We start from the raw sequence: 26,675 nt of genomic DNA on the forward strand, positions 1-26,675 counted from the left end.
AATTAGAGACTCTTTTTTTAGGTATTTATTTAACTATCTACAAATTAGATTGATTAATACAGCTAAGACTTTTTATTTAAATTGCTTAGCATGTCTTTGGTTATTCCATCCAAATCAAATTGATGTTTCCAATCCCATTGTTCTCTAGCTTCAGTGTCATCAATACTACTTGGCCAAGAGTCTGCAATTTGTTGTCTAAAATCAGGCTTATAGCTGATTTTAAATTCTGGAATCTCTTTCTTTATAGACTCTGCAATCTCTTTTGGAGTAAAGCTAATTCCAGAAAGATTATAAGAAGATCTAATTTTTATTTTATCAGAATCTGCAGACATAATATTTACAGTAGCCTTAATAGCATCATCCATGTACATCATTGGAAGCGCTGTGTTTTCGGTTAAAAAACACTCGTAATTTTTATTTTTTAAAGCTTCATGATAGATTTCTACAGCATAATCTGTTGTTCCTCCACCAGGTAGCGTTTTCCAGCTAATTATTCCTGGGTAACGTAAGCTTCTTACATCTACATCATATTTTTCGTGATAATATTCACACCAACGTTCACCAACTTGCTTGGTGATTCCGTAAACAGTAGTTGGTTCCATGACAGTATATTGAGGAGTGTTTTCTGTTGGAGTAGTAGGTCCAAATACAGCAATACTAGAAGGCCAAAATACTTTTTTTATAGCTTTAGCTTTAGCTAAATTTAATACATGAAAAAGTGATTGCATGTTTAAATCCCAAGCTTTCATTGGATACTTTTCTCCTGTAGCACTTAATAAAGCTGCCATTAGGTAAATGGTATCAATATTATGTTTTTCACAACATATTTTAATGGATGCATAATCCATAGCATCGATAATCTCAAATGTACCAGAATTGACTAAATCTAGGTTATTGTAATTTAAATCACTTGCAATAACATTAGCATCACCATGTATAGCTCTAAGTTTGTAGGTTAATTCTGAACCTATTTGTCCTCCTGCTCCAATAATTAATATTTTTTCGCTCATTTTGTTGGATTATGTGTAAAATATGCGCTCAAAAGTAATAACATTTTAAAGATTTATTAATAAAAAAATTATAAAAGTGGTCAGAATAAACAATTTTAAGTTTTAATAATATTTAACTCTTTAATCTAATATATTTGTGTGTCAAACATTTAGTTTTAATCATGAGATTTATAAAATTATTAGTAATTACTGTATTGTTATTTACATCTTGTAAAAAGGAAAACACAGAAATAACAGCTGAAGAGGAATCAATGCAAAATACAGTTGTAACGGATTCGTTAAAATTAACTAAGAAAGATATTTCTAAAGTTAATTATAAAGACATAGGCTTAGATGCAAAGACTAATAAGGTTATTTCAAATTGGCAACCTTACTTGAATGTCGTTAATGGAATAGAAAAAATCAAACTTCCTGATTTTTCATTTTTTAATGCAGATACAGATTTGTTTGTTTCTAGCCTTAAAGATTTAGAAGAAACAATACCTGAAGGTATCAATACTGAGCCTATAAAAGCTAGAGTTTTGGTTTTAAAAACCATGCTTTTTAAGTTTCAAGAAATTGAAAGTTTAAATACAAGTTCAAAAAAAGATAAGTTATTGGCAATACAACAAGTGTTTGTTGCGCTTTCTAATTTAAACCTTCAGATAAACAAAAAGATAGAAAAAGATAGTCAAACTATTATAAAGCCTTATTAAAATGAAATACGTATTTTTTTGTCTAATAGGTCTTACCCTATTGTTTTCTTGTAAAGTAGCAGAAGTGCAAGTGGATGTTGTAAAGCAAAAAGAAGATATAAATTGCAGTTTGGAAGCTTGGCATAAAGCTGCTGCAGAAGCTAATTTTGATGCTTATTTTAATTTAATGACAACAGATGGCGTTTTTATAGGTACAGATGCAACCGAAAATTGGCAAAACAATCAATTCAAGGCATTTGCTAAACCTTATTTTGATAAAGGAAAAGCATGGAGTTTTACTACAATATCAAGAAATGTTTATGTGTATGAAAATCAAAAATTAGCGTGGTTTGATGAATTATTAGATACACAAATGGAAATTTGCAGAGGATCTGGAATTGTTGAAAAAGTTGGCGATGTGTGGAAAGTTAAACATTATGTCTTGTCAATAGCAATTCCAAATGATAATGTAAGTGAAGTGACAAATTTAAAAAAGGCATCAGATAGCATTTTAAAGTTAAAATTATTAAAAAACTACTAAATACTTAAAAAAGAATGTATTTTGTCGATGTTTTTTGTTAATACATCAGTAGTTAAATAAAAAACTTCTATTTTTGATTTTAAAATGTTAGAAAAATGAAAAAAATGTTACTCTTAGTTTTTGTGCTTTTTAGTACTTTAACTTTTGCTCAATTTAATCAAGATGCTCCATGGATGAGTAGTCTTAAGCAAACGTCAAGCGATAAATCAAAACCTGCAAAATTTCAGGATATAGTTGACGCCTTTAATACCTATTGGAAAACTAGAGATCCTAATCAAAAAGGGAGTGGTTATAAACCATTTAAAAGATGGGAAACGTATTGGTCAAATTATGTGAAACCAGACGGTACACTTCCAACATCTTTGGAGTTATGGAATACATATTTAGACGTTGTAAATTCAAAAAGCAACTTAAAAAGTAGCAATATAATGGTTGATGAGAGTGATTGGCAACCTGTTGGTCCTTTTACGCATTCTAATACTGGATCTTGGTCTTCTGGACAAGGTAGAATAAATGTTGTAGTGCAAGATCCAAATATACCTACAACAATTTATGCAGGAGCACCTGCTGGAGGTTTATGGAAATCTATTGATTCTGGTTTGTCGTGGATTACCACAACAGATGATTTACCTCAAATCGGAGTTTCGGGAATTGCTATTGATAGCAATAATAGTGATATTATTTATATCGCTACAGGAGATGATGACGCAGGAGATTCTTTTAGTGTAGGTGTCATGAAATCTATAGATGGTGGATTAACGTGGAATACTACAGGGTTAAATCCTGGAAACTCACCAAACTCTATGAATGATATTTATATCAATCCAACAAACTCTAATATGTTATGGGTAGCTACAAGTAATGGTGTTTATAAAACTATTGATGGAGGTGTAAATTGGAGCAATCTTAATACGTCTAGCGCTTCTAATGGCACTGTAGGATTAAATATTAAAGACATAAAAATTAAGCCAACAGATCCAAATACTTTATACGCAGTAACTAGCAACAGGTTTTATAAATCTGTTGATGGCGGAGAATCGTTTACATTGGTTACTGGAGGATTACCTTTTAATGGTATTTCTAGAATGGTTATAGATGTAACACCTGCAAATCCTGACGTGGTCTATGTTTTGCTGTCGGATAATAGCTATGGTTTTAGAGGTGTTTATAAATCATCAAATGCTGGTGTTAATTTTACTCAAGTAGCTTCATTGGCTAATAATGGTGATATTTTTGAATCTACGCAGTCTTGGTACGATCTTGCTTTTGCAGTTTCGGACACAGATGAAAACGAAATTTATACAGGAGTCCTAAATATTTGGAAAGGTAATGTTACCGGAAGTCAAACTAATTTCACAAAAATTAATAATTGGAATGCACCATTTTCATCCTCTTATTCTCATGCAGACATTCATTTTTTAAGATTTTTTAATGGTGACTTATATGCAGGAACAGATGGTGGTTTTTACAAATCTCAAAATAAAGGAATAAGTTTTACAGACTTAACAGCAGGAATGCAAATCAGTCAGTTTTATAGAGTAGCAGTATCAAAACAAAGCTCTAATAAAATGGTTGGTGGATTACAAGATAATGGTGGTCATGCTTTTAATAATGGACAGTGGCAAAATTATTATGGAGCAGATGGTATGGATACTGCAATTGATCCTGCAAACTCCAATAATTATTATGGATTTACGCAAAATGGAGGCGGATTATATATATCCTCAAATGCAGGTGGTGCAATAACAGGTAGTGTAGGTTCTCCTGCTGGAGAAGAGGGTAATTGGATTACACCTTTGGCTATGAGTGTTAATAGTGAGCTGTATTCTGGTTTTAATTCATTATATAAATTAGTAGGTAATAATTGGGTAGCAGTGTCGTCTTCGTTTGGTTCTAATATTGATGCTATAGAGATCGATCCAATAAATCCAGATAATATCTATGTTGTTATAAATGCTTCATTAAGAAAAAGTATTAATGGAGGAGTTTCTTTTACAAATGTTGCTTCTTTTAGTTCTAATATAACCTCTGTTGAAGTTAATAATTCTGATAACACGATAGTATACGTTACTACCTCAGGATTTTTCGGTCAAGTTTTAAAATCAGTTGATGGCGGAAACAATTTTACCGACATAACAAGTGGTTTACCAACAGTAACTAAAAATAGTATAAAACATCAAGGATTACATTCTAAAAACCCATTGTTTTTAGGCACAAGTTTAGGCGTTTATAGATATGATGATGATACTTTAACATGGGATTTATTTAACAACGATTTACCTAATGTTGCTGTAACTGATGTAGAAATTAATGTTTTAGATGATAAAATTACTGCAGCTACTTACGGTAGAGGTATATGGCAATCTAGTATTCCAACCGAATTGGCAGCTACAGATGTTAAATTGGTAGCGCTTAATGGTATTAGTGCAGCTGTAGATTGTAATGCTAATATTGTACCTCAAGTAGAAATTAAAAACAATGGGTTAAGTCCTATAACATCTGTAGATTTTAATTACTTAATCGATGGTGTTTCTAATGTTTATAATTGGACAGGTAATTTACTGTCGGAAACATCAACTTTAGTGGATTTACCAGTATTAAATTTACCTAAAGGAATTTATACATTTAAAGTATCATCAACTATTGCTGGTGATGCTTATGCAAGTAATAATGACTCTGAAGAAAAAGTTATTTATGTTAATGATAGTGGTGTAACACAAGTGGTAAATACATTTGAAACACCTGAAGAAGCACTATTAGTTATTGACGAAAGCGCAGCAACACAATATTGGCAACGAGGTGTTCCAACAGGAGCAGTCTTAAACAACCCGTCTTCAGATTTGTCTAATCAAGTATATGGTACAAACTTAGTAGGAGATTATGATAACAATGTAAAAAGTTATTTAGTGTCGCAATGCTTTGATTTAACAACTTTATTAAGTCCTGAGGTTAAATTTGATATGGCTTTTCAGCTTGAAGATGATTGGGATCTATTATATATGGAGTACTCCATTGATCAAGGATTAAACTGGACTGTTTTAGGTACAGCAACAGATCCAAATTGGTACAATAATGATACTGCACAAGGCGAAAATAATACGTGTTTTAACTGTATTGGGTCTCAATGGTCTGGAACAGATGCACAATCTGCTACAATGTCAGAGTATAGCTATGATTTAACAGCATTAAATGCAGAGACTAGTATTATGTTTAGGTTTGTATTTCAGTCTGATCAAGCTGTTCAGGAAGAAGGTGTTATCATTGATAATTTTGTGATCAGAGGAACCGATAATTTAAGTGTTGACCAGTTTGAAACTAACAATTTTATGGTGTATCCAAATCCATCAAAAGGCTTATTCAATATTAAAACTCTTTCTAATCAAAGTTTTGATGTTGCGGTTTATGACCTTACAGGGAAATTAATTTATAATAAATTAGAAGCTAAAACTAATAATAATTTGTATCAATTGGATTTAAGTAGCTTTTCAACAGGAGTTTATTTTTTAAATTTACAGACTAATGTTGGCAGAATAACTAAAAAGCTAATTGTTAATTAAAAGTTAATTTAAACTTAAAAAACGCGCCTTACTACCAGCTAGTAGGCGCGTTTTTTATACCTTAAACAATTATTATACGCGTAATATAAACACTATCAAAAAAATGAAAATCAACCTAAAAAAATCAACTGTAATTGGTATAGTTGGCTGCTTAACCATCATGGGATGTAAAGAAGATAAGCCAGCGGAACCAACTGCAAAATTAGAAGTCGTTCCAGGAATCAATTTAGATTACATGGACAAATCAACACAACCTAAAGAAGATTTCTTTAGATATGTAAACGGAAAATGGTTAGACAATAACGAGATTCCGGATGATCAAGCTACTTGGGGAAGTTTCCAAGAATTGCGTAAAAAAACAGATGCTGACGCTTTGGCAATTTTAAAAGCAGCAATGTCTGATAATAAAGATCTTGAAAACATTAAAGTATTACCAGGTTCTGACCAAGAAAAGGCTGTTTATTTTTACCAAACTATTATGGACACTATTGGTCGTAATAAGTTAGGTATTGAGCCAGTAAAACCATATTTAGCTAAAATTGAAGCTATAAAAAACATCGAAGACTTACAAGCTTACATGATCGAAATGGAGCCTCAAGGTGGAGGTGGTCTTTACGGATTTGGTGTAGGATCTGATCCTAAAGATAGTAACCGTAACGTTGCTTATTTAGGAGGAGGAAGTACAGGTTTACCAGACAGAGATTACTACATTAAGGATGATGCCGACTCAAAAGAAAAAAGAGAAAAGTATGTAGCACATATCACTAGAATGTTTCAATATTTGGGTGATGATGAAGCAACAGCTAAAACACAAGCAGAACAAATTTTAGCTTTCGAAACAAGATTAGAAGAAGCTAAAATGGATAAGGTAGATCGTCGTGACGCTCGTAAACGTTACAATCCAAGATCAATTGCAGAGGTTCAAAAAATGGTGCCTGCAGTTAATTGGAAAAACTTTATTTCTGGTATAGGTGTAAAACAATTAGATACCGTTATCATAGGTGATTTAGGTTACTTTAACAGATTACAAGAAGTATTGGCTGATGGTAATGTTAGCGACTGGAAAGCTTACTTAAAGTGGCAAACATTTAATAGTGCTGCAGGTTATTTAAGTACAGATATTGAAACTGCTAACTGGGAGTTTTACGGTAAAGAATTGAATGGATCAAAAGCACAACGTCCAAGGGAAGAACGTGCTTTAGGTGCGTTAAACGGTACCGTTGGAGAAGCTTTGGGTAAATTATATGTTGACAAAAAATTTCCAGCGGAAGCTAAAGTGAAAGCTAAAAAAATGATTGAAAATGTCATCTTAGCGTTTGAGAATCGTATAAATAAATTAGACTGGATGAGTCCAGAAACTAAACAAAAAGCAATCGAAAAACTTAAAGCAACTAAAGTTAAGATTGCTTATCCAGACAAATGGAAAGATTATTCCGAATTAAAGATTAATAGTGTAGAAGAAGGTGGATCTTATTTACAAAACTCTTTAAATGCTACTGCATGGAATTTTAAAGATGATATTCAAAAATTAGGAAAACCAGTTGATAAGTCAGAATGGTACATGGCTCCTCAAGTAGTAAATGCTTATTTTAATCCAGCTTACAACGAAATTGTTTTTCCAGCAGCTATTTTACAACCACCTTTCTATAATTATACTGCAGATGATGCTGTAAATTATGGAGGAATTGGAGCTGTAATTGGACATGAAATTTCACATAGTTTTGATGATTCAGGATCACGTTATGATAAAGATGGGAATCTTAACAATTGGTGGACAGATGAAGATTTAAAACAATTTGAAGGTTTAGGAAAAGCTTTAGCTGATCAATATTCAGGTATTGAAGTATTACCAGAAACCAATATTAATGGAGCTTTTACATTAGGTGAAAACATTGGAGACTTAGGTGGTGTTTTAGCTGCTTATGATGCTTTACAAATGAGTTTTGAACAAAATGGAAGACCAGAAGATATTGACGGTTTTACAGCAGAACAACGTTTCTTTATGTCTTGGGCAACCGTTTGGAGAACCAAAATGCGCGATGATGCATTAAAAACTAGAATTAAAACAGATCCACATTCTCCTGGGATGACAAGAGCTGTGCAACCTTTATTAAATATAGATGCTTTTTATGAGGCTTTTGATATTAAAGAAGGAGATAAAATGTTTATCGCACCAGAAGATCGTGTAAGAATTTGGTAGTATACTCTAATATAAAAAAAAGCCTTCCTTTAAACAGGAAGGCTTTTTTTATACACTAAAACTAATTTAGTTTTTAGGTTGGTTCTGCTGCGCTGTTAATGCGTTTTTTGCAATCAATGCCATATTAAATTCAGGCTCAATAGCTAAAGCTTTTTCTAATATTAATAAGGCAGCACTGATATTTGTGTCTTTATTTTTATTTAATAATACTAAAGCATCTAAGTAATATAAACCTGCTTTTAAAGATACAGCATAGGGTTGCTGTGTTTCGTAAAATGTTTTTCCTTGGGTGTCTTTTACAGTCGCTAAACCTAAATCAATATATTTTTTAGCTTCCGTAAGGTTGTTTAAGTTTAAATAAATTTCGGCAATCTCATAAGCTACAGGAGCGTTTGGAGATTTGTCATGCATAGTTTTAAAAAAAGGAATAGCTTTATTTAAATCACCTAAAGATTTTAACGCAACAGCTTTAACTTCTAAAGCGATATCAGAGTCTGTAGACTTTTGCTCAATACCAATAGTGTTTAGAGCTTGAGTGAATTTTCCTTCGTTTAAATACACATAAGCTAACGTGTCTTTTCTTGCTTCTGATGGCTTTAAAAGGTTAAGGTGTGTTAAGGCATTTATAATACCTTGTACATCACCTTGCGTCTTCATTTGTTTGTAATAGGCTTCATAATGTTTTGATAATGCGTCATTGGTTTGTGCATTTGCTGTTAGACCAAAGCATAAAATTACTAGATAAAGTATGTTTTTCATTTTAAATATTTTAATTGTTTCAAAACTATAATTTTTTTTTGAAGTATTTTTCTTAAATAACTAATTATTAATAGGTTGATTTTAGTAGTTGTGTAAGCCTAGTTTTATGTTAAGCTTATTCAATATTAGCTATTTAGTTTGTTAATGGTTTAGGTTAAAAGATTAAAATTCAGTAACTTTAAGTGAATAACAAATTTAAAATTATGGGAATTAAAAGTTTTGAAGGTCCAAGAAAAGGACAGCAGTTAGATACTAATCAATCGTTAAGAGTTAGTGATTATATGACTAGAGATTTGATAACTTTTAAATCCACGCAAAGTGTGGAAGACGTTATTGATACTTTAATTAAGTATAAAATTTCTGGAGGACCAGTAGTAAACGATAAAAATGAATTGATAGGTATAATATCTGAAGGCGATTGTATTAAGCAGATTAGCGATAGTCGTTATTATAATATGCCTACTGAAAATAATAGCGTAGAAAAGCATATGGTTAAAAATGTCGAAACCATTGATGGTAATTTAGATGTTTTTGATGCTGCAGCTAAATTTTTAGAGTCTAAGCGTAGACGTTTTCCAATAGTAGAAGACGGAAAATTAGTTGGACAAATTAGCCAAAAGGATATTTTAAAAGCAGCAATGCAATTAAAAGGTCATAACTGGAAATAGATTTAGTATGCTTATTGACGTTTTACTAAAGCATAAAAATCATTATCTAAAGGTAGGTAGCCTTGGTCGTAAACAAAGTAATATATAGTACCAGCTTTGGTTGTGTATGTGCTTGTAAAATAATTAAAATCAAAACCTTTAGCTTCTAATTTAGTTTTTGTGGTTTTGGTTTTTTGTTCTGGATTAAGACTTTCTAAAATGCGCCAATTTTTACGTAATCGATTATTAATGTTGCGGATTAAGTTTTTACCATCTTTATTAACCTTGTTGTTGTACGCATTCCTACAACCATCGCTACAAAATTTTTTATCTATGCGTCCAACTATTTTGTCTCCACATTCAGGACAGATTTTAGCCATAATTTATTTGTTTTCAATTTTATACCAACGTAAATTTAATTTTTCATGTTCAAAATAAAAATCATTAACGTAGTGTAATCCTATTTTTAAAAGTGCATTATGTGAGGCTTGGTTACCAGCTTCAGTGGTTGCATAAAGTTCGGGTAGTTTCATGACATTAAAGGCATAATTTACAGCAGCTTTACCAGACTCGGTAGCATATCCTTTTCCCCAATATCGTTCAATTAATCTATAGCCAACATCATAGTATTTTGTAAATCCATTCATGTTATACTCTGTGTTTAATCTAATACCAGACCAACCAATAAAATCACCTGCTGCTTTTTCAATAACAGCAAATCTACCAATGCCACGATCTGCATATTGCTGCTTAACACTGTCTAATATTTTTTTAGCTTCGGCTTTAGTTTTAATAGGTTTGTTTACTAAATACCTATGAACATTTGGATTAGAGTCTAGCTCAAACATACCTTCTAAATCAGTTGCTCTTAATTCACGCAGTAGTAATCTTTTGGTTTCAATGTTGACAATCATTAGATTTTAGTGTCTTTAAAGTTTTTTACTTGTATTTTTTAATTTGGCAAAACTTTATTTAATTGCTTGTTTATTAGTTAGCTAAGATACAGTTTTTCCGTTTACAAACGACAACAAACGTTTACAACCGACATTAAATGCGTAACTACCGAATAAAATTAGGGTGTTGTTTCATCTTTGCAGTGTCAAATGGAACTAATGAAGTTTGGCTTTTTTAAAAACCTTATCTTATGAATACGTTAAGAAACAAAGTACAGTTAATTGGAAACCTTGGTCAAGATCCAGAAATTATTAATTTAGAATCTGGTAAAAAGTTGGCAAGATTTACGTTAGCTACTAATGAAAGTTATAAAAACACAAAGGGCGAAAAAATTACTGATACGCAGTGGCACCAAATAGTCGCTTGGGGAAAAACTGCTGATATAATTGAAAAGTATGTAGTAAAAGGAAAAGAAGTTGCTATTGATGGTAAACTAACGACTAGAACTTGGGAAGATAAAGATGGTATGAAACGTTATACAACAGAAGTGGTTTGTAATGAACTTTTGATGTTAGGTAAGTAATTATAGTACTTATTTGTATAAAAAAAAGGAGGCTATTTAGCCTCCTTTTTAAATTTAAATTTATTTTTCTTCTTCACTATTTTTCTTCTCTTTCTCTTTTTGTTGTTCTTGTTTTTTTAATGCTCTTTTTTCTTTTCTAGTTAAATCTTGATCAGTAAAAGCGTCTTTAAATTCTATGTCATCATCAATTTCGCCTTTAAAGGCACTAATCCAACCATTTTTAAATATACCTCCTATTGTTGGTAATATTCCAGATTGTATATTACTTAAATCACCTTCCATTGGTATTTTGGTAGCTATAGTATCTGTACTTTGATTTTTTAAAACAAATTTAAAAAAGCCTACAAAACCTTCCCAAATAACACCAAGAACACCATCGTCTTTTCCTATTAATTTAGAGTCTTTTAAAAGCGGTTTCATATAACCTTTAAAATAACCGTCTGCTATTGCAATTTCGCTGTAAAGCCCAAATTTTCCTTCCTCAAAATCAATACCACTATAGTGTCTTGTAAATGGGTTTAGACTTGTAACATCTGCATCTTCCAAAGCAAAGGAAATATCCATGTCTGGTATTTCTTTTATAATATTAATATTACCATTTAATTTTACTTTACCTTCTCCAATTGAGGTTGCTGTAGCAGTAATAGGTGATGGTAGTATGCGATTATTTTCTTTAACGTTTCTTAAATTGTCTGCTTGAAGATTAATATTGTTAAATTGTAGGTCTATGTTAGGCTCTGTGTTAAGCTCTACGTAAGCTAATTTACCGTTATTAACCGTTAGGTGGTTAATATTAATAGGGACTAAGTCTGTTAGTGCTTTTGTCCAATCCTCCACGTCTGCATCATTAGCGGTATTGGTTTGGTCTTCTTTTACATATATTATTTCAGGACTATACATTACAATCTCACTCACAATGTGACCAGTGAATAATGATTTCCACTCGATGGAAATATCTGTTTTAGGAAATTTTAAATAAGGGACTTGCGTTTTAGCGCTTACTTTATTTAAATACATGCCATTAATTACATAGGCACCTCTAATTAAAGCGATATCAATATCTTCTACCTGACCATAATAACCAGGTATATCTGCTAGTACTTTATTGACGTTATTTTTTACTAGTATTGGTAAGTATAACCTAAATGCAATTAATATGACAAGGATAGTTATTGGTATTATATACCGTTTCTTTTTAATACCTCTTCCTTTATTTTGTGTTGTCATTTGCTATTAGTTTATAAAAAAGGCTCACGATTTGCGAGCCTTATATTTGTATTATTTGAATTATGAGATTTAGTCTACTGCATCTTCTACATCATCTGCTGCACTCTCAACAGCGTCTTCAACTTTTTCTCCTGTGGTCTCTTCTCTACATCCTGATAGCGTTATGGCTAAACAAAACATGACTAGAAAGGTATATGATAATTTTTTCATGGCTATATGTTTTATGATTTTTCTTTGGTTTTAATTTCGTCATCAGTAATTTTCACCTTTTTATCTTCGGTTTCCATCTTGATTTTATCGTCTTTGACTTTCATCTTTGCGTCGTCGTCTTTCATCTCCTGTATAACTTCTTCTTTTTCTGATTGCTCTCTACAAGCCATAAAAGAAGTGGTTAATACAGCTAAAGTCAATACTGTATAAATTAGTTTTTTCATAATTTTTGGTTTTAATGATGGGTTATATAAAGCTAGATTATCCTATGATATCTTCTAGTCTTTTTACTGTGGTTAAGGCAGATTTTACAGTTGTTAATTGTGATTGCACAATAGTTTTGATTTCTGTATCCGAATCAAAGTTTCCTAACTGATCTTCGTATTCTTTAACACTAGCTTTTTCACCTCTAATACATTCTTCCATTAAGGCTTCATCAGTATCTGTGGTTAGGGTAGATTTTACATTAATCCATCCTCTATGTAAATCTCCTTTGATTGTCCCAGAAGCTTTAGGCTCTGCATTATGTTTTCTAATTTGAAAATCTAATTCTGTTGCAAATGTATTACGTTGCAACGCTTTTTGTTGTAACCAATTTTTTAAAGGCTCGCTTTGCGCTTTGGTCATTACTTGTTTGTAACCAGCTTCTGCATCGTAATTTTTTTGTAATAATTCTTGTAATGAATTTACTAAGTCTTGATTATTTTTTGTCGTTTTCATAATGTTTTGTTTTTGTTGTGTTATTTAATTTTTTTTAGAATCTGTATCTTACTCCTAATGCGATATCAAAGTCTACATCATCGCTATAGTTGTCATCAAATCCTAGTTCTGGTCTAAAGTCTAATGATAGTTGTAAAGGGATATTAAAATTATACTCGATACCAATATCTCCTGCAACTAAAGCAAAAGTTCCGTCGTTGTTACCAGAGTCATAAGATCCAACTCCTGCACCAGCACCTACGTACCAATTAAAGCTTTCGTCCAGAGGCATTACCCATTGGTATAAACCTACTAACTTAAAAACATCTAAGTTGTCTGAGTCTCTCCAACCCAAGTCAAATTCCAGTCTATTATTATCGTTTAGGTGTCTTTGGTAAGAGATTTCTGCACCTAAGCCATCATTATCTCCTAATCTTAAACCTAAAGCATTTTTTGAAATGTCTTGAGCACTTACTGTAAAGGCTGTGATGGTTACTACTATTGCTGATAATATTAATTTTTTCATTCTATTATTGTTAGTTTATATATTAATTTTTATTGATTAATTAAGCTTTGGTTATACGCCTCGTCCACCAATTAGCCTTAGTAATATTGCAATTACTGCGATTACTAATAATATGTGTATTAATCCACTTGCACTATAGATAAAAAAGCCTAAAGCCCAACCTATTACAAGTATTACTGCTATGATATAAAGTAGTCCTCTCATGATATAAAATTTAGTTGTTATTATTTACTTGATTTGAATGATTCGATTATTTTTGATTTAGAAACCTCAGTCTCACCCATAAGTTGTACCATTTGGTGTGCTTGATCTAAAGATGTTGCTACTCCAGTTGCAAACCCACGATCAGTTACAACTCCCCAAGTATAAATACGGTCTGAGTTTTTGGCACTATTTAGATAAATACTAGAAATCTCTTTTTCTAAAATTTTTGAAGCCTGTGTTAACATAGCTATTTGGCTATTAGCGTCTTCTAAACTATCTGCTGTACCTGTAAATACGTCTGATGATGTTTTTACTGTCCATTGGTAAATTTTAGTTTTTGCAACCTTTTTCTTTTCTGGATCTTTATTTATAATTGGCGTATTGTTGTCAAATAATTGTGTGTCTAATACATCTAACTCTGCTGCGTTTACAGAAAATAGTGTTGATGTTATTATGGCTAGGGTAAGTATTAATTTTTTCATAGTTTTTTAAATTAGCTGTTAGTATTTAATACATTTAAAATATTTTTTGTCTTATTTAAGCTGTCATTTATTTTAGAATCAGCTTTAACAATTAATGTTTTAAAGTCTTTACTGTTTGATGTTTCTGATAGTTTATTTAATATAAATAATTGATTGTCAATTATAGATTTAAGTTTGTTTAGCACTTTAAACTTGTCTTTTTCTGTTAGGCTTACTGTAGTTTTGTTTAATGGTGACTCAGCGTAATTTGGTATTGATATTAATTTGTCTGTAGCCACTTCTTGTAAATCCTCTGCAAACTCTACATGTGTTTGCTCTATTTTTTTTGCTAAATCTATAATGCTGTCTTTATTTATTACTTCTTGTAAAGCTTTACTAAGGTTTATTACATCTTGATTGTCCTTAGATAGCATTAGTAATAATTTAGCTTCATTTTTGTTTTTATTAATTGCTTGATTTGTTAATTCTGATTTTTGATTTTCTGAATTTTTATTTTTTATTAATTCATCGCAAGAATTAAAGCTTATCCCAATCATGATTACAACAAACATAAATAGTACTGTAATCTTTCTGTTTTTAAAATATTTCATTTTTCATTTCTTCCATTTGATATTACAAAGATGCAACCGAGTTCAAAATTTTATGTTACATCATTTTTTGTTTTGTTTATAGAATTATCATTTTAAAATAATTTGGTCTATAATTACATTGCAAAGATGAGATATAACAAAGCATTTGGTGTTACATCATTTTAATGGATGGTTATATGATTTCAATTTTTAGCTAGAAATTTGACATAAAAAAAACCTTACGTTGGTAAGGTTTTAATATTATAAAGATTGTTTCTGGCTATTCCATGGGTAAGTATACTGTAAATACAGATCCTTTTTCTGGTTGTCCACTAGCAGTAATATATCCTTTGTGGTTTTCTATTATTTTTTTACAAATAGATAAGCCTATTCCAGTACCAGAATATTGATCCTTATTATGCAGTCTGCTAAATAGTACAAATATTTGCTCTGCATATTGATTGTCAAAACCTATCCCATTATCTGTAAATGTTATTTTATGGTAGTGAGAGTATTTAGGTTTTACAATACTGTCTTCTCCATCTGCTTCTACAATTTGATGCGTAATATTAATTTTTGGTATTTTACCATCTAATTTATATTTGATAGCATTACCTAATAGGTTTACAAATAATTGCTGAATTTGAAAAGGTATTACCTTTATTGAAGGGAATGTGTCTGAGGTTATAACAGCATTTTCAGCTGAAATAACTTCTGCTAAATCTTGTTTTGCAGCTTCTAATAGTAGGTTAATATTGGACTCTTCAAATACCTTGTCTGCTTTATTTGATCTTGAAAATTGCAATAAATCATCAATTAACAAGCGCATTCTAGTAGCAGCGTTTTGTATACGATCAATATATTTGTTTCCTTTTTCAGAAAGCTTATCTCTTTCTTCGTCTTCTAATCTAGATAAAAACGTTTGTATTTTTCTAAGTGGTTCTTGTAAATCATGACTAGCTACATAGTTAAAAGATGATAATTCTTTATTATTACGTTCTAACTCAGCATTACGTTCTTCTAATATTCTAAGATTATTAATTTCATCTGTAATATCTGCAGTAGTACCTAGCAATACTGTTTCGTCATCTTCATTTACAACAGACTTTCCGTAGGCTTTTAAATGTTTAATATTACCATTTTTGTGGACTACACGATAGTAAATGTAAGGTAGCTCTACATTTTCTTTCATCTCTTTGACTTGCATGTTTAGCTTTTCGATGTCATCGGGATGGACGTAAGTCAAAAAGTTTTCGTTGGTAGGCTCAAAAGATTGAGGTTGCTCACCTAATAATCGGTATAAATTGTCGGAATATGTAAATTCATCTTTTTTAACATTGTAAGTCCAGCTACCATGTTTACTAACAATTTCGGATTGATTAGTAGATTCTTTAAAAATCTCTAATTCTTCGTTAGTTGCTTTTAGGCGTTTTATATTTTTATAAATACTATTATACGCAAGATACATTAAGATTAATGAACATAGTAATAATGAAAATAATAGTAATGGAGTTGCCATTAAATCACTTTCATATTCGCTACGACGTTGTTTAAGTAAATTGTTTTGTAATTTTATAATGCCTTTAATATTGTCTCTAATAGAGTCCATTAAAGCTCTACCATTTCTAAAATTCTCAATAAAATTAGGGTCTTCAATATCTCCTTTTGGCAATGATCTGTAAGACGTTTGAAAGGCTAATAACCGTTTATTAATTAACGTGTTTACCTCAATTAGGCTTTCTTTAAGTATAGTGTCGTCTTTAGTTAAAACCTTTAGCTCTGCAAAGCTGTTATTTATTTTGCTTCTTCCAGAAATATAAGGTTCTAAAAAAACAGAGTCTTTGGTAATAATATAGCCACGCTGTCCAGTTTCTGCATCTTTAAGGTTTGATAAAATCTGTTCAAGCTCCACATTTACCTTGTAGGTGTGCGTGATTAACTCGGAAGATTTTGTTACTTCCGTAATACTTCTGTAGGTTAATGCACCAACAACCAAGATTACAAATGCACTTATGTAAAGCGTTGTTCTTAAAAACGAAATATTATTTGAAAGTGTTTTAATCATATATTAAAAACGAAGTAAAAAGTTGTCTTTATTCATGCTATTAGTATGGTATTGCCAATTAATTGTCACCACTTCTGACAACACTTTTTTTAATGTTTTAAAATCACTTGGCTTTTTTATATAAATATTTGCACCTTGTATAAACGTGTTTTCTATATCTTCTTCGGAAGCTGAGGTGGAATAGATTGCAATTGCAATGTCTTTAAACTTAGTATTTTGTTTGATTTCTTTCAAACATTCTAGTCCAGATTTTCTTGGCATGTTTAAATCTAAAAATAGGACATTAGGTAAGGTGGCATCATCACTATTTAAGTAATCCATTAAATAGACACCATCGTTAAATATTTTAACTCTAGTTGTTATTTTAATCTCGTCAAAAGCATCTGTAAAAAACAATCTGTCATCTTCATCATCATCTGCTAATGTTATATTTATATAATCCTCTTGCATACTATTCTTGGTTGTTTTGTTGGTTAAATTCTCTTCTTTTAGCAATTATCCTTTGGAATGCAGAAGGTGTAATTCCTGTTGTATTTTTAAACTGAGTACTTAAATGTGCAACGCTAGAATAGTTTAACCTAAAAGCAATTTCGGTTAAACTTAAATCTTGTTTAATTACAAGTTGTTTGGCGTATTCTATTTTTTGAAGAATTATAAAGTTTTCAATAGAAGTATAAGTTACTTCCGAGAATAAGTTAGATAAATAGCCATAACTATGACCTAAGGTATCTGCTAAATAAACTGAGCTTTTAACATTTACCACAGTGTCTTCATTAAAAACCATATCAATAATAGTATCCTTAATTTTTTGTACTAAAATGCTTTTCTGGTTTTCAACAATTTCTATTTGGTACTTATCTAAAGCAAATTGTAATGTGGCTTGTTTGTCGGTGGTTAGTTTTTCTAACACTTCGATTTCTCCAAATCCAACGTGCTTATATTTTATGTCATTGTCCTTTAAAGTTTGTTCTAAAACAATTTGACAAATGGCATTAAAATCGAATTTAAAAAACAAGGTCATATTAAAAATTTAGTTGCAAAATAAAGATAATACTTATTAATAAACTAATCTATGCAATTTACTTTTTAATAATAATGTTAGTGATTTTAGCAACATTAGGCACTGTATATTTAGTGGTGTTTGTGGTTGCTTTTTGGTCCAAAATAAAGCTGTGGTTGGCAGTACTAATAACTACATTTTGATTCGCGTTTGAAGCTACTTTAAAATGTGGTACTTTTATTTTTATGTCAAAATATTGGTCACCAATTTCTAAATCTAAAGTGTTGTTTTTAGTTGTTTTTGTATTTTTAACGGGTTCTAAATGACTTACAATTTCTACCTCATTATTAGTAGACATTATTAATAATGGTGTAATACAAATTATTGTAACTATTAAAAGGAGTTTATTAGGTTTCATATGTATTGGTTTAAAATAAATACTACTCTACTAACTATTTTTATAACCAACCAAGATCAGAATATGAAAATATTCTTAAAGAAGCTTTCAAGTAGTATTAATATTATAAGACAAAGGTAAATTAGGACTCTAGTTTAACTGTTACATAATTTTGCCAAGTTGTTATATGATTTCCAAAATGCATGATTTTTATATTCATTAATGGATTACCTTTGTTGGCTAAGTGTTATTTACAGAATACTTTACGTACACATGAAAGACGATATTAATTTTTATAAAAGTATTTTTAAAAACAAATTACCTTTAACCGAGCTTTTAAAGGATGAAAGTTTGTTTTCTAGTGTGCCTAAAAATTGGACTATTGTAGTAACAGATATAAAAAACTCCACAGAGGCAGTTGCTAATGGTTTGCATAACGATGTTAATTTATGTGCAACAGGAAGTATTATTACTGTTTTAAATACTATAAAAGGTATTGATAAAAAAATCCAAATTCCGTACTTTTTTGGAGGTGATGGTTCTACTTTTATTATTCCTGATGTTTTATTAACACCAGTTATGACTGCTTTAAATAATTATAGTCAGCATATAACTAATACCTTAAAATTAAATCTTAGAGTTGGACACCTTCAGGTAGAAGAGGTATATAATAACAAGGTTACATTAAGGATTACTAAATTAAGACATAACAAGTACCTTACAACACCTGTAGTTTTAGGTAACGGAATAAAATTTGCTGAAAATTATATTAAACAAAGCTTTGATAATACAGCAAACATTAAAGATAAAAACATTGCGTTAAATTTGGAAGGTATGGAGTGTAGATGGGACGAGATCTATCCAAATGAACAACATAAAAAAGTAATTTGCCTTCTTGTTAATTGCGATGACGAAAAAAAGCAAGCTGAGATTTATGGCACAATAATGAATGAGATTAACTACATTTTTGGTGATTTAGACAATCGAAATCCAATTACTACCTTAAAATTAAAATTGAACACTACGCTAGAAAAGATCCGTAAAGAGATGTACGTTAAAGTTGGTAAAAACCAATCACAGTATCTAATTAATAATTGGTTAATTACAGTGTTTGGTAAATACTACTTTAAGTTTTTTAAAGCTGGAAAATTATACATTTATCGCGTTAGTCAATTATCAGATACAATAATGTTAGACGGATCAATTAATACAGTAATATCAGGTAATGACAAGCAAATTAAGCGTTTGCAAATACTCTTGGATGATTTGGAGTCTAATAAAAAAATTATTTATGGTTTACATACTACACATGCATCCATAATGTCTTGTTATATTGAAGATAGAGAGGAAAAGCACATCCATTTTGTGGATGGTACAGAAGGTGGTTATACAAGCGCTGCAATAATGTTTAAAAATAAATTAAAGCAACTTAGATTTAGCTAAGTTTTAATTTAGAGATGTAAAACTCTTGTTTAGTTATTAAAAGTTCGTTTTTTAACGTGTTTAATAAAGTGTAAGCAGGTTTAGATAAGATACCTGATTTAATTTCCTTGTTAACTTCACTTAAAAAATAAGCGTTAAGTTTCAAACACTCATTAATAATAAGCTGACTATCGTTTTTATAAAACTTACGTTTTATTTTATACCATAACATATTAAGCTTTAACAATACATTAGGCTTGTTTGATTGTTGGATATTTACTGTGTTTAATATGGATAAAGACTGCTGTTTAAAAGCTTTTAGATAGCTAAGTTTATTATCTATCCAAGATTTAACCATTTCATTTTTGGTCTCAGATTTTAAATACTGATAGGATAATTCAATTGTAGTACTTACAGTAAGTAAGTGTTGTATTGCATTGCTACCAACCTCATATCTTATTATATTATCCATCTTGTAACGTTTATTTTTCTCAAAGTTAAATACATAGTGCATTTTTAACCTTACAAGATTTTTGCCAAACGTTACATAATTCTATTTTTTATTTAAAATCATGTATACCGGAAAATGATCACTATAACCACCTTTGTAGCGTTTGCCAACGTAAGTCCTATAAGGTGTGCCTTTATATTTACCATCCATTTGTTTTAAAAAGTCAGCATCATATATATCTGCTTTTACAAATCTTAAGGTATTAGATTGACGCTCTAAAAAGTTATGCGTTATTATAATTTGATCAAATAAATTCCATTCAAAGTTATGGCTCGTAGTCCCTCTGTCAATAGATAGTAAGGTTTCCATTGGATTAAATAAACCTTGATTAGCCACTAATTGTTCAATACTATTACTTGTAGGATCATCATTAAAATCTCCCATGATAATAATTTTGGCATCAGTTATATTTTCCTTTAAAGTACTAACAATGGCTTGAAGATTGGAAGATGCTGTAATACGTTTGTATTCCGTTTCTACATCTCCAGTACGTCTAGAAGGCCAATGGTTAACTAAAAAATGTACAGGCTCATCCAAAAATAATCCAGATACTAATAAAATATCTCTTGTATAATCTTGCGACCCATCAGTTTCGGTAAAACTAAACGTAAAGCTTTCAGAGTTTGTAACTTTAAATTTAGTCGTATCGTAAATAAAGGCAACGTCAATACCGCGTTCATCTTTACTATCGTAGTGTACAAATTGGTATGGATATTCCTTTAAATGTTTAGAGGTTATTAAATCCTTTAATACAGCTTCGTTTTCAATTTCGGCTAGACCAATAATTGCTGGATGAGAGTTGGTTTCTTTTCTGCCAATATTAGATATAGCATAACCAATTTTTCTTAATTTATTATTGTATCTTTTAATGGTCCAACGCTTTTCGGATGTTGGATTAAAATCAGTATCACGTGTTAAGTCATCTTTATAAATATCAAATAAATTTTCGATATTATAAAAAGCTATGGTCTGTTTATTTGCTTTTGATTTAAAAAAATTAAAATTCAATGTTGTAAATTTAGAGAGCTAAAAATAGCGATTTTATTATGGATACAATTATGTAACTTTGTAGTATAAATTATTATATGTTAGAAAAAAAAGATATAGAGCTTGAAAAAGCAGTATTAATTGGTGTCGTTACTAAAGAGCAAAACGAAGAGAAATCGAAAGAGTATCTTGACGAGCTTGAATTTTTGACGTTCACTGCAGGTGGAGAAGTTAAAAAACGCTTCACCCAAAAAATGGAAATGCCTAATCCAAAAACATACATTGGAACAGGTAAAATGGAAGAAGTTAGGTTATATATAGAAGATAATAATATAACCACAGCAATTTTTGATGACGAGTTATCCTCATCTCAAGAGCGTAATATAAGTAAGATTTTAAATGTAAAAGTTTTAGATCGTACCAATTTAATATTAGACATTTTTGCACAACGTGCACAAACAAGTTATGCCAGAACACAAGTCGAGTTGGCACAATGCGAGTACCTATTACCAAGACTTAGAGGTATGTGGACACACCTTGAGCGCCAAAAAGGTGGTATTGGTATGCGTGGACCTGGAGAAACCGAAATCGAAACAGATAGACGTATCGTACGTGACAGGATATCCTTATTAAAAGACAAAATTAAAACTATAGATAAGCAAATGTCTGTCCAACGTGGTAATCGTGGACAAATGGTACGCGTTGCACTAGTTGGATACACCAACGTTGGTAAATCTACTTTAATGAATACCGTTAGTAAGTCAGAGGTCTTTGCCGAAAATAAACTTTTTGCAACCCTAGACACTACCGTTAGAAAAGTAGTCATCCAAAACCTACCATTTTTATTAACAGATACCGTTGGATTTATACGCAAGTTACCAACCCAATTAGTAGACAGTTTTAAAAGTACATTGGATGAGGTTAGAGAAGCAGATTTACTATTGCACGTAGTCGATATCTCTCATCCAAATTTTGAAGACCATATCGAATCTGTAAATAAAGTTTTAGGCGAAATTAAAAGTGCAGACAAACCAATAATCATGGTCTTTAATAAGATTGATGCTTACCAAGCAAAACCTTTTGACGAGACCGATTTAATTGCCCAACGCACCGAAGAACATTACAGTCTTGCCGAGTGGAAAAAGACTTGGATGAATCGCGTAGGAGAGGACAACGCATTATTTATATCAGCATTAAACAAACGTAATCTAGAAGACTTTAAAAAGCGCGTTTATGATGAGGTTAGAGACATACACGTCACACGTTTTCCTTACAATCACTTCCTGTATCCAGATTATGATTACGATAATCTAGGCGAAGAAGAATAAAATATATCACTTAAACCCAAACCTCTCGTTTGGGTTTTTTTTCTCAAAATGGTTAACAAAGCTTTGGGCAATTTGCTTTTGGCAAAAAAAGCCAAAAGCAACCAGGCTTTACACTAAATCTTTTTTTCGTGCCTCAAAAAAGGATACCGTTTCAATCCTTATCGCAATAATCCGCAAAGTTTAGTCCGCTTTCCAATGTTATTTAACTTTTTAAAATAGCTAGTAAGTAATACCAGTAAAACAATTAAATAATAAAAAAACAGAATTATTTAAATAATTTTGTAAACAAATAAAACCAACACTTTAGCGTTATAACAGCTCATGATACAACAAAAACTACACGTGTTATTTAAAAATAAATGGGTTAAAAGGGCTTCAATAGCAATGGTTGCAGCTGTACTTTTTGCTGTCGTTTTTTACATTAGTATCTATTTGGGTGCATTTGGTAAACTACCAAATACCTCTCAATTAACAAATTTAAGACAAGCAGAAGCAACCCAAATATTAGATAAAGACAGTAAGTTAATAGGTAAATATTATATCTACGATAGGCAACCCTTAACCTATAATCAGTTTCCTAAACACCTTTTAGACGCACTAATAGCTACAGAAGATGTTAGATTTTATGATCACAACGGAGTCGATAATATAAGTCTAATGCGTGTTTTTTTTAAAACCATTTTATTTCAGGATCAATCCTCAGGAGGTGGTAGTACCATAACCTTACAACTAGCAAAAAACTTATTTGGAAGAGATAAACATATTGCTTTTAGCACAATAATAAACAAAGTAAAAGAAGCAATAGTCGCAAAACGAATAGAAAAAATATACTCTAAACAAGAAATCCTTACGCTATACCTAAACACAGTACCTTTTCCTGATAATACGTATGGTATAGAAAGCGCAGCACGTAAATTTTTTAATGTATCTGCAACACAATTATCGTTACCACAAGCAGCAACTTTAGTGGGTACACTAAAAGCAAATAATTATTACAACCCAAGACGAAATTTACAAAGCAGTACAACTAGACGTAATGTAGTCTTACAGCAAATGCTTAAGTATAATTATATAGATCAAAATCAATTTACACAAGCCAAACAAAAACCAGTCAAATTAGACTACCAATCCTTTAATCACGATTTAGGATTAGCACCTTATTTTAGGGCTCAGTTAAAAAAAGAATTAGCTATCACCTTACAAGGTTATAAAAAGCCAAATGGAGAGGCTTACGACTTGTATAAGGACGGTTTAGTGGTTTATACAACCTTAGACTCTCAAATGCAAAAATATGCAGAGCAAGCTATGCAAACACATTTAACCAAATTGCAGCAAGATTATGAAGTATCTTATGGTAAAAACGCACCTTGGACAACCAACAAGAAGTTAATTGACAAGGCTATAAAAGCATTACCAGCTTACAAAAAATTTAAAGCTTCTGGTTTAGATCATGCACAAATTATGGATTCATTGTCTATAAAGCATGAGGTAGAGTTGTTTGATTGGACAGAAACTAAAAGTCAAAATATATCTACAATAGATAGTTTGCAACACTACTTAAAATTTTTAAATACAGGTATGATTGCTTTAGACCCAAAGTCTGGTGCTATTAGGTCTTATATTGGAGGTATAGATTATCGCTTTTTTAAATATGATCATGTATCACAAAGTCAACGTCAAGTAGGATCTACATTTAAACCTTTTGTGTATACAGCAGCAATAGATAATGGTATGGAGCCTTGTACCTATTTTTCTCCAGAAGCAGTAACTTACACGGATTATAAAAACTGGACACCAACCAATTCTGGTGTTTCAGACGTAGATCCACATATTAATTATAATCTAGAAAAAGCGTTAAGTCAATCGCTAAACACAATTGCTGTTAAGGTTTTAAATCAAGTTGGTATTGATAAGGTTTTAAAACAAGCAAAAAAATTAGGCATAACTAGTACACTTCCAAACCAACCGTCTTTAGCCTTAGGTGTTGCTCAAATTAATATAAAAGAATTAGCAGGAGCATACGCTAGTTATGTTAACAATAGCCAATCTGTAAAACCATATTTTATTACTAAAATTGAAGATAAAAATGGTGTAGAAATTGTATCGTTTAAACCAGAAGTAAATCCCGATAAAGCTTATAACGATTATACTAGACAGGTTATGTTACAAATAATGCAAGCCACAGTTAATTCTGGGACTGCAGCTAGATTACGATCTACTTATGGACTTAGCAATAGTATAGCAGGTAAAACAGGGACAACTCAGGATAATAAGGATGGATGGTTTGTTGGTATTACACCAAACTTGGTAACAATAAATTGGGTTGGTAATGATAATTATAATATAGGTTTTAAAACCACAGGAATGGGACAAGGTGCAAACTCGGCATTGCCAATATTTGCGAAATTTTATCAAAAACTAAACGCAGATTTAAACTATAATTCAATTACAAAAAGTCGTTTTGAAGCACCTTCAAGCGATGTTTTGGAGGCATTGGATTGCGAAGAAGAAAAACGCGATGGGTTTTTTAAACGATTGTTTAGCAAAAAAGATAACGAGCGTCAATTCAATAAAGACAATTAGATTAGTTAGTTCTAGTTAGCTTTTTTGTAATAAAAATCCATAGTTCTAGGTTGATTATCAATTTGACCTTCTATCCAAGCATGAATAGAATCTCTAACAGGATTAGAATACGTTATTTTAGAAGGAAAGTCATGCTTATTATTGCTTACAGTAAACAGGCTGTCATTTAACTTTTGAAGCATGAATGTTACAGGTTTATCATCGTTTTGTTTATAGGCAACAACGGTAAATGCAATTGTAGTATCAATTTGTTGTAAAGTCACACGTTCTGCAAACACTGTGTCATTTTGCTTTAATGTATAGCTATGTGCTTTTAAAGTGCTATCGTTAATTTTGAACCAGTTTTCGTAAGATTGCTCTTGCTCTGTGATATTACTCCAACGTCCAACTAACCACTGTAGTTGTTCTATTTTATCAAAACTATTGCTTAAAGTTGTTTCAGTCTTTGGTGTTTTTTCTTTACAAGCAGTAAATATTAAAATTAGTCCTAATAGATATATAAGTTTCATTGGTAATTGGCTTGTAAACAGTAAGATACAAAAAAACGCGTTTCGATTAGAAACGCGTTTTTTAAATTATAGTGTTTGTAGATTATAAGTTGTAGCTTAAACCTAATAACCAATAAGATTGTAATTTGTTATCAACGTTTCCAAAAGTTGGAACCGCTTGTAATGGTAATGCTAAAGGATCATACTGACCTAACTCATAGTTTAAAGCTTCTTGTTTGTTGCTTCTTAAACCAAAGTCAAAACCAACACCAATCATTTTCCATAAGGTATAGCTAAAAGAGTTTGTCCAAGTTACGTTAGATAAATCTCCGCTTTTGTAGCTTTGGAAAGTAGATAAGTTAGATTTAAAACTTACAGCACCAATTTGTCTTGTGTAATCTGCAACTATTTTTGCACCTAATGACGATTGAAAAACTGCATCATTTTCTGCAAATACAAAGTTGTAGTTTAAAGGGTGTACAACAACAATTAGATTTTCTAAAGGAGTCCAAGTTCCACCGACTCCAACGTCTAAATATCCTGGATCGTTAAAATTGTCTAATAACGTAGTTCTGTATTCTGCTAAACCAGAAACAGCAAAGTTTTTAGTTATGTTTCTTCCGTATAATGAAGAGATGTTAAATACATCTGTCGTTGGGTTAAAACTGTCATCATCATTTGGATTGTCTTTATTATCTAATTTTACCCAGTTAAGGTTAGATGTTAAAGAGTTTCTCCAGAAAAATTTATCTTCAATTAAGTTAGCATATGCATTTAATGAGATTCCGATGTTTCCAGAAGCGTTGTTTGGTGTTCCTTGAGAATACCAATTGCTAAAGTTAGAAATACTTCCACCAATAGTTCCAAAAAGACCTTTTCTCCAACCTGGAAGTGCATCAATTTGAGCTTGTAAAGCATCAGCTTCACTTTGTAAAGCATCAGCTGCTGCTTGCTTTTCTGCTTTTTGAGTGTGTAACTCTTCTTTTGTTTGGGCATTCATAGAGACTAATCCTAAAAAGAATGCTCCTACTAATAATATTTTTTTCATAAATCTTAAGTTTTAAATAAAACGGTTGCAAATATACGCTTTAGTTATATTTTTTCTAAAATAG

Annotated in this window: 29 protein-coding genes; 9 read left to right on the forward strand and 20 right to left on the reverse strand. The window is 31.0% G+C overall.

Annotated features, from left to right (window positions below):
- Positions 1-62 precede the first annotated feature (62 nt).
- A complete protein-coding gene (locus tag B2989_RS08695) occupies positions 63-1,010 on the reverse strand; it encodes an NAD-dependent epimerase/dehydratase family protein (protein ID WP_292947391.1) in 948 nt (315 codons plus the stop codon).
- 161 nt (positions 1,011-1,171) lie between these two features.
- Here B2989_RS08695 and B2989_RS08700 point away from each other — a divergent pair, with 161 nt between their 5' ends.
- The 4 genes from B2989_RS08700 to B2989_RS08715 all read left to right on the forward strand — a co-directional run bounded on the left by B2989_RS08700 (position 1,172) and on the right by B2989_RS08715 (position 7,982).
- A complete protein-coding gene (locus tag B2989_RS08700; protein ID WP_292947394.1) occupies positions 1,172-1,705 on the forward strand; it encodes a hypothetical protein in 534 nt (177 codons plus the stop codon).
- Between the two features lies 1 nt (position 1,706).
- A complete protein-coding gene (locus B2989_RS08705) occupies positions 1,707-2,225 on the forward strand; it encodes a nuclear transport factor 2 family protein (protein WP_292947397.1) in 519 nt (172 codons plus the stop codon).
- Positions 2,226-2,320: 95 nt separating this feature from the next.
- Complete coding sequence (locus tag B2989_RS08710) at positions 2,321-5,782, forward strand: T9SS type A sorting domain-containing protein (protein WP_292947400.1); 3,462 nt, start codon at positions 2,321-2,323, stop codon at positions 5,780-5,782.
- A 103-nt stretch (positions 5,783-5,885) separates the two neighbouring features.
- Positions 5,886-7,982: a M13 family metallopeptidase gene (locus tag B2989_RS08715; RefSeq protein ID WP_414692225.1), complete on the forward strand. Its 2,097-nt coding sequence runs from the start codon at positions 5,886-5,888 to the stop codon at positions 7,980-7,982.
- 66 nt (positions 7,983-8,048) lie between these two features.
- Here B2989_RS08715 and B2989_RS08720 read toward each other — a convergent pair whose 3' ends face one another.
- Positions 8,049-8,741, reverse strand: coding sequence for a tetratricopeptide repeat protein (locus B2989_RS08720; protein ID WP_145004491.1), 693 nt, complete (start codon positions 8,739-8,741; stop codon positions 8,049-8,051).
- Between the two features lie 203 nt (positions 8,742-8,944).
- Here B2989_RS08720 and B2989_RS08725 point away from each other — a divergent pair, with 203 nt between their 5' ends.
- Positions 8,945-9,409, forward strand: coding sequence for a CBS domain-containing protein (locus B2989_RS08725; RefSeq protein WP_145004488.1), 465 nt, complete (start codon positions 8,945-8,947; stop codon positions 9,407-9,409).
- 11 nt (positions 9,410-9,420) lie between these two features.
- Here the strand turns inward: B2989_RS08725 and B2989_RS08730 are convergent, their stop codons facing one another.
- Both B2989_RS08730 and B2989_RS08735 read right to left on the reverse strand, forming a co-directional pair.
- The gene (locus B2989_RS08730; protein ID WP_292947414.1) at positions 9,421-9,768 is read right to left on the reverse strand and encodes a hypothetical protein; all 348 of its coding nucleotides are present in this window, start codon (positions 9,766-9,768) and stop codon (positions 9,421-9,423) included.
- Between the two features lie 3 nt (positions 9,769-9,771).
- Positions 9,772-10,302 carry a GNAT family N-acetyltransferase gene (locus B2989_RS08735; protein WP_292947417.1) on the reverse strand — a complete coding sequence of 177 codons (531 nt, stop codon included), beginning with the start codon at positions 10,300-10,302 and terminating at the stop codon, positions 9,772-9,774.
- Between the two features lie 230 nt (positions 10,303-10,532).
- Here B2989_RS08735 and B2989_RS08740 point away from each other — a divergent pair, with 230 nt between their 5' ends.
- Positions 10,533-10,865, forward strand: coding sequence for a single-stranded DNA-binding protein (locus tag B2989_RS08740; protein ID WP_145004476.1), 333 nt, complete (start codon positions 10,533-10,535; stop codon positions 10,863-10,865).
- Between the two features lie 60 nt (positions 10,866-10,925).
- On the opposite strand, the gene B2989_RS08745 is transcribed toward B2989_RS08740, so the two are convergent.
- The 12 genes from B2989_RS08745 to B2989_RS08800 form a co-directional block, all read right to left on the reverse strand.
- Entirely contained in the window at positions 10,926-12,092 is a 1,167-nt protein-coding gene (locus B2989_RS08745; RefSeq protein ID WP_292947422.1) for a DUF748 domain-containing protein, read from the reverse strand.
- 69 nt (positions 12,093-12,161) lie between these two features.
- Positions 12,162-12,302: a hypothetical protein gene (locus B2989_RS08750; protein ID WP_186439219.1), complete on the reverse strand. Its 141-nt coding sequence runs from the start codon at positions 12,300-12,302 to the stop codon at positions 12,162-12,164.
- A gap of 11 nt (positions 12,303-12,313) precedes the next feature.
- On the reverse strand, positions 12,314-12,526 hold the full coding sequence (locus B2989_RS08755; RefSeq protein ID WP_145004470.1) for a hypothetical protein: 213 nt from the start codon (positions 12,524-12,526) through the stop codon (positions 12,314-12,316).
- Positions 12,527-12,563: 37 nt separating this feature from the next.
- A complete protein-coding gene (locus B2989_RS08760) occupies positions 12,564-13,022 on the reverse strand; it encodes a ferritin-like domain-containing protein (protein WP_292947428.1) in 459 nt (152 codons plus the stop codon).
- A gap of 34 nt (positions 13,023-13,056) precedes the next feature.
- Positions 13,057-13,527 carry an outer membrane protein gene (locus tag B2989_RS08765; RefSeq protein ID WP_292947431.1) on the reverse strand — a complete coding sequence of 157 codons (471 nt, stop codon included), beginning with the start codon at positions 13,525-13,527 and terminating at the stop codon, positions 13,057-13,059.
- Between the two features lie 51 nt (positions 13,528-13,578).
- Positions 13,579-13,731, reverse strand: coding sequence for a lmo0937 family membrane protein (locus B2989_RS08770; protein WP_292947434.1), 153 nt, complete (start codon positions 13,729-13,731; stop codon positions 13,579-13,581).
- A 20-nt stretch (positions 13,732-13,751) separates the two neighbouring features.
- Positions 13,752-14,213 carry a hypothetical protein gene (locus B2989_RS08775; RefSeq protein ID WP_292947437.1) on the reverse strand — a complete coding sequence of 154 codons (462 nt, stop codon included), beginning with the start codon at positions 14,211-14,213 and terminating at the stop codon, positions 13,752-13,754.
- Positions 14,214-14,224: 11 nt separating this feature from the next.
- Positions 14,225-14,803: a hypothetical protein gene (locus tag B2989_RS08780; RefSeq protein WP_292947440.1), complete on the reverse strand. Its 579-nt coding sequence runs from the start codon at positions 14,801-14,803 to the stop codon at positions 14,225-14,227.
- Between the two features lie 259 nt (positions 14,804-15,062).
- Positions 15,063-16,847 (reverse strand): CHASE3 domain-containing protein, encoded by a 1,785-nt coding sequence (locus B2989_RS08785; protein WP_292947443.1) that lies wholly within the window; start codon positions 16,845-16,847, stop codon positions 15,063-15,065.
- A gap of 3 nt (positions 16,848-16,850) precedes the next feature.
- A complete protein-coding gene (locus tag B2989_RS08790; protein WP_292947446.1) occupies positions 16,851-17,297 on the reverse strand; it encodes a response regulator in 447 nt (148 codons plus the stop codon).
- 1 nt (position 17,298) lies between these two features.
- Positions 17,299-17,868 carry a helix-turn-helix domain-containing protein gene (locus B2989_RS08795; RefSeq protein WP_292947449.1) on the reverse strand — a complete coding sequence of 190 codons (570 nt, stop codon included), beginning with the start codon at positions 17,866-17,868 and terminating at the stop codon, positions 17,299-17,301.
- A 58-nt stretch (positions 17,869-17,926) separates the two neighbouring features.
- The gene (locus tag B2989_RS08800) at positions 17,927-18,265 is read right to left on the reverse strand and encodes a hypothetical protein (RefSeq protein WP_292947452.1); all 339 of its coding nucleotides are present in this window, start codon (positions 18,263-18,265) and stop codon (positions 17,927-17,929) included.
- Between the two features lie 252 nt (positions 18,266-18,517).
- Here B2989_RS08800 and B2989_RS08805 point away from each other — a divergent pair, with 252 nt between their 5' ends.
- Positions 18,518-19,687 carry a DUF3095 domain-containing protein gene (locus B2989_RS08805; RefSeq protein WP_292947455.1) on the forward strand — a complete coding sequence of 390 codons (1,170 nt, stop codon included), beginning with the start codon at positions 18,518-18,520 and terminating at the stop codon, positions 19,685-19,687.
- On the opposite strand, the gene B2989_RS08810 is transcribed toward B2989_RS08805, so the two are convergent.
- Together B2989_RS08810 and B2989_RS08815 are read right to left on the reverse strand one after the other, a co-directional pair.
- Positions 19,680-20,138 carry a hypothetical protein gene (locus tag B2989_RS08810; RefSeq protein ID WP_292947458.1) on the reverse strand — a complete coding sequence of 153 codons (459 nt, stop codon included), beginning with the start codon at positions 20,136-20,138 and terminating at the stop codon, positions 19,680-19,682. The two genes, B2989_RS08805 and B2989_RS08810, sit on opposite strands and share 8 nt — an antisense overlap.
- 81 nt (positions 20,139-20,219) lie before the next feature.
- Entirely contained in the window at positions 20,220-21,185 is a 966-nt protein-coding gene (locus B2989_RS08815) for an endonuclease (RefSeq protein WP_292947461.1), read from the reverse strand.
- 77 nt (positions 21,186-21,262) lie between these two features.
- Between B2989_RS08815 and hflX the strand changes: the two genes are divergently transcribed.
- Both hflX and B2989_RS08825 read left to right on the forward strand, forming a co-directional pair.
- Positions 21,263-22,492, forward strand: coding sequence for a GTPase HflX (gene hflX / locus B2989_RS08820; protein ID WP_292947464.1), 1,230 nt, complete (start codon positions 21,263-21,265; stop codon positions 22,490-22,492).
- 321 nt (positions 22,493-22,813) lie between these two features.
- Entirely contained in the window at positions 22,814-25,075 is a 2,262-nt protein-coding gene (locus B2989_RS08825) for a penicillin-binding protein 1A (RefSeq protein WP_292947467.1), read from the forward strand.
- A gap of 11 nt (positions 25,076-25,086) precedes the next feature.
- On the opposite strand, the gene B2989_RS08830 is transcribed toward B2989_RS08825, so the two are convergent.
- Together B2989_RS08830 and B2989_RS08835 are read right to left on the reverse strand one after the other, a co-directional pair.
- Complete coding sequence (locus tag B2989_RS08830; protein WP_292947470.1) at positions 25,087-25,584, reverse strand: DUF6265 family protein; 498 nt, start codon at positions 25,582-25,584, stop codon at positions 25,087-25,089.
- A gap of 82 nt (positions 25,585-25,666) precedes the next feature.
- A complete protein-coding gene (locus B2989_RS08835; protein ID WP_145004429.1) occupies positions 25,667-26,611 on the reverse strand; it encodes a DUF3078 domain-containing protein in 945 nt (314 codons plus the stop codon).
- Positions 26,612-26,675: the final 64 nt, after the last annotated feature.

The organism is Olleya sp. UBA1516, from assembly GCF_002323495.1.
Lineage (GTDB): Bacteria > Bacteroidota > Bacteroidia > Flavobacteriales > Flavobacteriaceae > Olleya.

What these genes read in the sequence shown, in the direction of transcription:
- B2989_RS08760 (WP_292947428.1), bottom strand. Translation starts at nt 13,022, where the DNA reads ATGAAAACGACAAAAAATAATCAAGACTTAGTAAATTCATTACAAGAA.
- B2989_RS08830 (WP_292947470.1), bottom strand. Translation starts at nt 25,584, where the DNA reads ATGAAACTTATATATCTATTAGGACTAATTTTAATATTTACTGCTTGT.
- B2989_RS08790 (WP_292947446.1), bottom strand. Translation starts at nt 17,297, where the DNA reads ATGCAAGAGGATTATATAAATATAACATTAGCAGATGATGATGAAGAT.
- B2989_RS08735 (WP_292947417.1), bottom strand. Translation starts at nt 10,302, where the DNA reads ATGATTGTCAACATTGAAACCAAAAGATTACTACTGCGTGAATTAAGA.
- B2989_RS08780 (WP_292947440.1), bottom strand. Translation starts at nt 14,803, where the DNA reads ATGAAATATTTTAAAAACAGAAAGATTACAGTACTATTTATGTTTGTT.
- B2989_RS08745 (WP_292947422.1), bottom strand. Translation starts at nt 12,092, where the DNA reads ATGACAACACAAAATAAAGGAAGAGGTATTAAAAAGAAACGGTATATA.
- B2989_RS08750 (WP_186439219.1), bottom strand. Translation starts at nt 12,302, where the DNA reads ATGAAAAAATTATCATATACCTTTCTAGTCATGTTTTGTTTAGCCATA.
- B2989_RS08715 (WP_414692225.1), top strand. Translation starts at nt 5,886, where the DNA reads ATGAAAATCAACCTAAAAAAATCAACTGTAATTGGTATAGTTGGCTGC.
- B2989_RS08700 (WP_292947394.1), top strand. Translation starts at nt 1,172, where the DNA reads ATGAGATTTATAAAATTATTAGTAATTACTGTATTGTTATTTACATCT.
- B2989_RS08835 (WP_145004429.1), bottom strand. Translation starts at nt 26,611, where the DNA reads ATGAAAAAAATATTATTAGTAGGAGCATTCTTTTTAGGATTAGTCTCT.
- B2989_RS08765 (WP_292947431.1), bottom strand. Translation starts at nt 13,527, where the DNA reads ATGAAAAAATTAATATTATCAGCAATAGTAGTAACCATCACAGCCTTT.
- B2989_RS08705 (WP_292947397.1), top strand. Translation starts at nt 1,707, where the DNA reads ATGAAATACGTATTTTTTTGTCTAATAGGTCTTACCCTATTGTTTTCT.
- hflX (WP_292947464.1), top strand. Translation starts at nt 21,263, where the DNA reads ATGTTAGAAAAAAAAGATATAGAGCTTGAAAAAGCAGTATTAATTGGT.
- B2989_RS08740 (WP_145004476.1), top strand. Translation starts at nt 10,533, where the DNA reads ATGAATACGTTAAGAAACAAAGTACAGTTAATTGGAAACCTTGGTCAA.
- B2989_RS08800 (WP_292947452.1), bottom strand. Translation starts at nt 18,265, where the DNA reads ATGAAACCTAATAAACTCCTTTTAATAGTTACAATAATTTGTATTACA.
- B2989_RS08785 (WP_292947443.1), bottom strand. Translation starts at nt 16,847, where the DNA reads ATGATTAAAACACTTTCAAATAATATTTCGTTTTTAAGAACAACGCTT.
- B2989_RS08755 (WP_145004470.1), bottom strand. Translation starts at nt 12,526, where the DNA reads ATGAAAAAACTAATTTATACAGTATTGACTTTAGCTGTATTAACCACT.
- B2989_RS08825 (WP_292947467.1), top strand. Translation starts at nt 22,814, where the DNA reads ATGATACAACAAAAACTACACGTGTTATTTAAAAATAAATGGGTTAAA.
- B2989_RS08805 (WP_292947455.1), top strand. Translation starts at nt 18,518, where the DNA reads ATGAAAGACGATATTAATTTTTATAAAAGTATTTTTAAAAACAAATTA.
- B2989_RS08775 (WP_292947437.1), bottom strand. Translation starts at nt 14,213, where the DNA reads ATGAAAAAATTAATACTTACCCTAGCCATAATAACATCAACACTATTT.
- B2989_RS08810 (WP_292947458.1), bottom strand. Translation starts at nt 20,138, where the DNA reads ATGGATAATATAATAAGATATGAGGTTGGTAGCAATGCAATACAACAC.
- B2989_RS08725 (WP_145004488.1), top strand. Translation starts at nt 8,945, where the DNA reads ATGGGAATTAAAAGTTTTGAAGGTCCAAGAAAAGGACAGCAGTTAGAT.
- B2989_RS08770 (WP_292947434.1), bottom strand. Translation starts at nt 13,731, where the DNA reads ATGAGAGGACTACTTTATATCATAGCAGTAATACTTGTAATAGGTTGG.
- B2989_RS08695 (WP_292947391.1), bottom strand. Translation starts at nt 1,010, where the DNA reads ATGAGCGAAAAAATATTAATTATTGGAGCAGGAGGACAAATAGGTTCA.
- B2989_RS08795 (WP_292947449.1), bottom strand. Translation starts at nt 17,868, where the DNA reads ATGACCTTGTTTTTTAAATTCGATTTTAATGCCATTTGTCAAATTGTT.
- B2989_RS08730 (WP_292947414.1), bottom strand. Translation starts at nt 9,768, where the DNA reads ATGGCTAAAATCTGTCCTGAATGTGGAGACAAAATAGTTGGACGCATA.
- B2989_RS08710 (WP_292947400.1), top strand. Translation starts at nt 2,321, where the DNA reads ATGAAAAAAATGTTACTCTTAGTTTTTGTGCTTTTTAGTACTTTAACT.
- B2989_RS08720 (WP_145004491.1), bottom strand. Translation starts at nt 8,741, where the DNA reads ATGAAAAACATACTTTATCTAGTAATTTTATGCTTTGGTCTAACAGCA.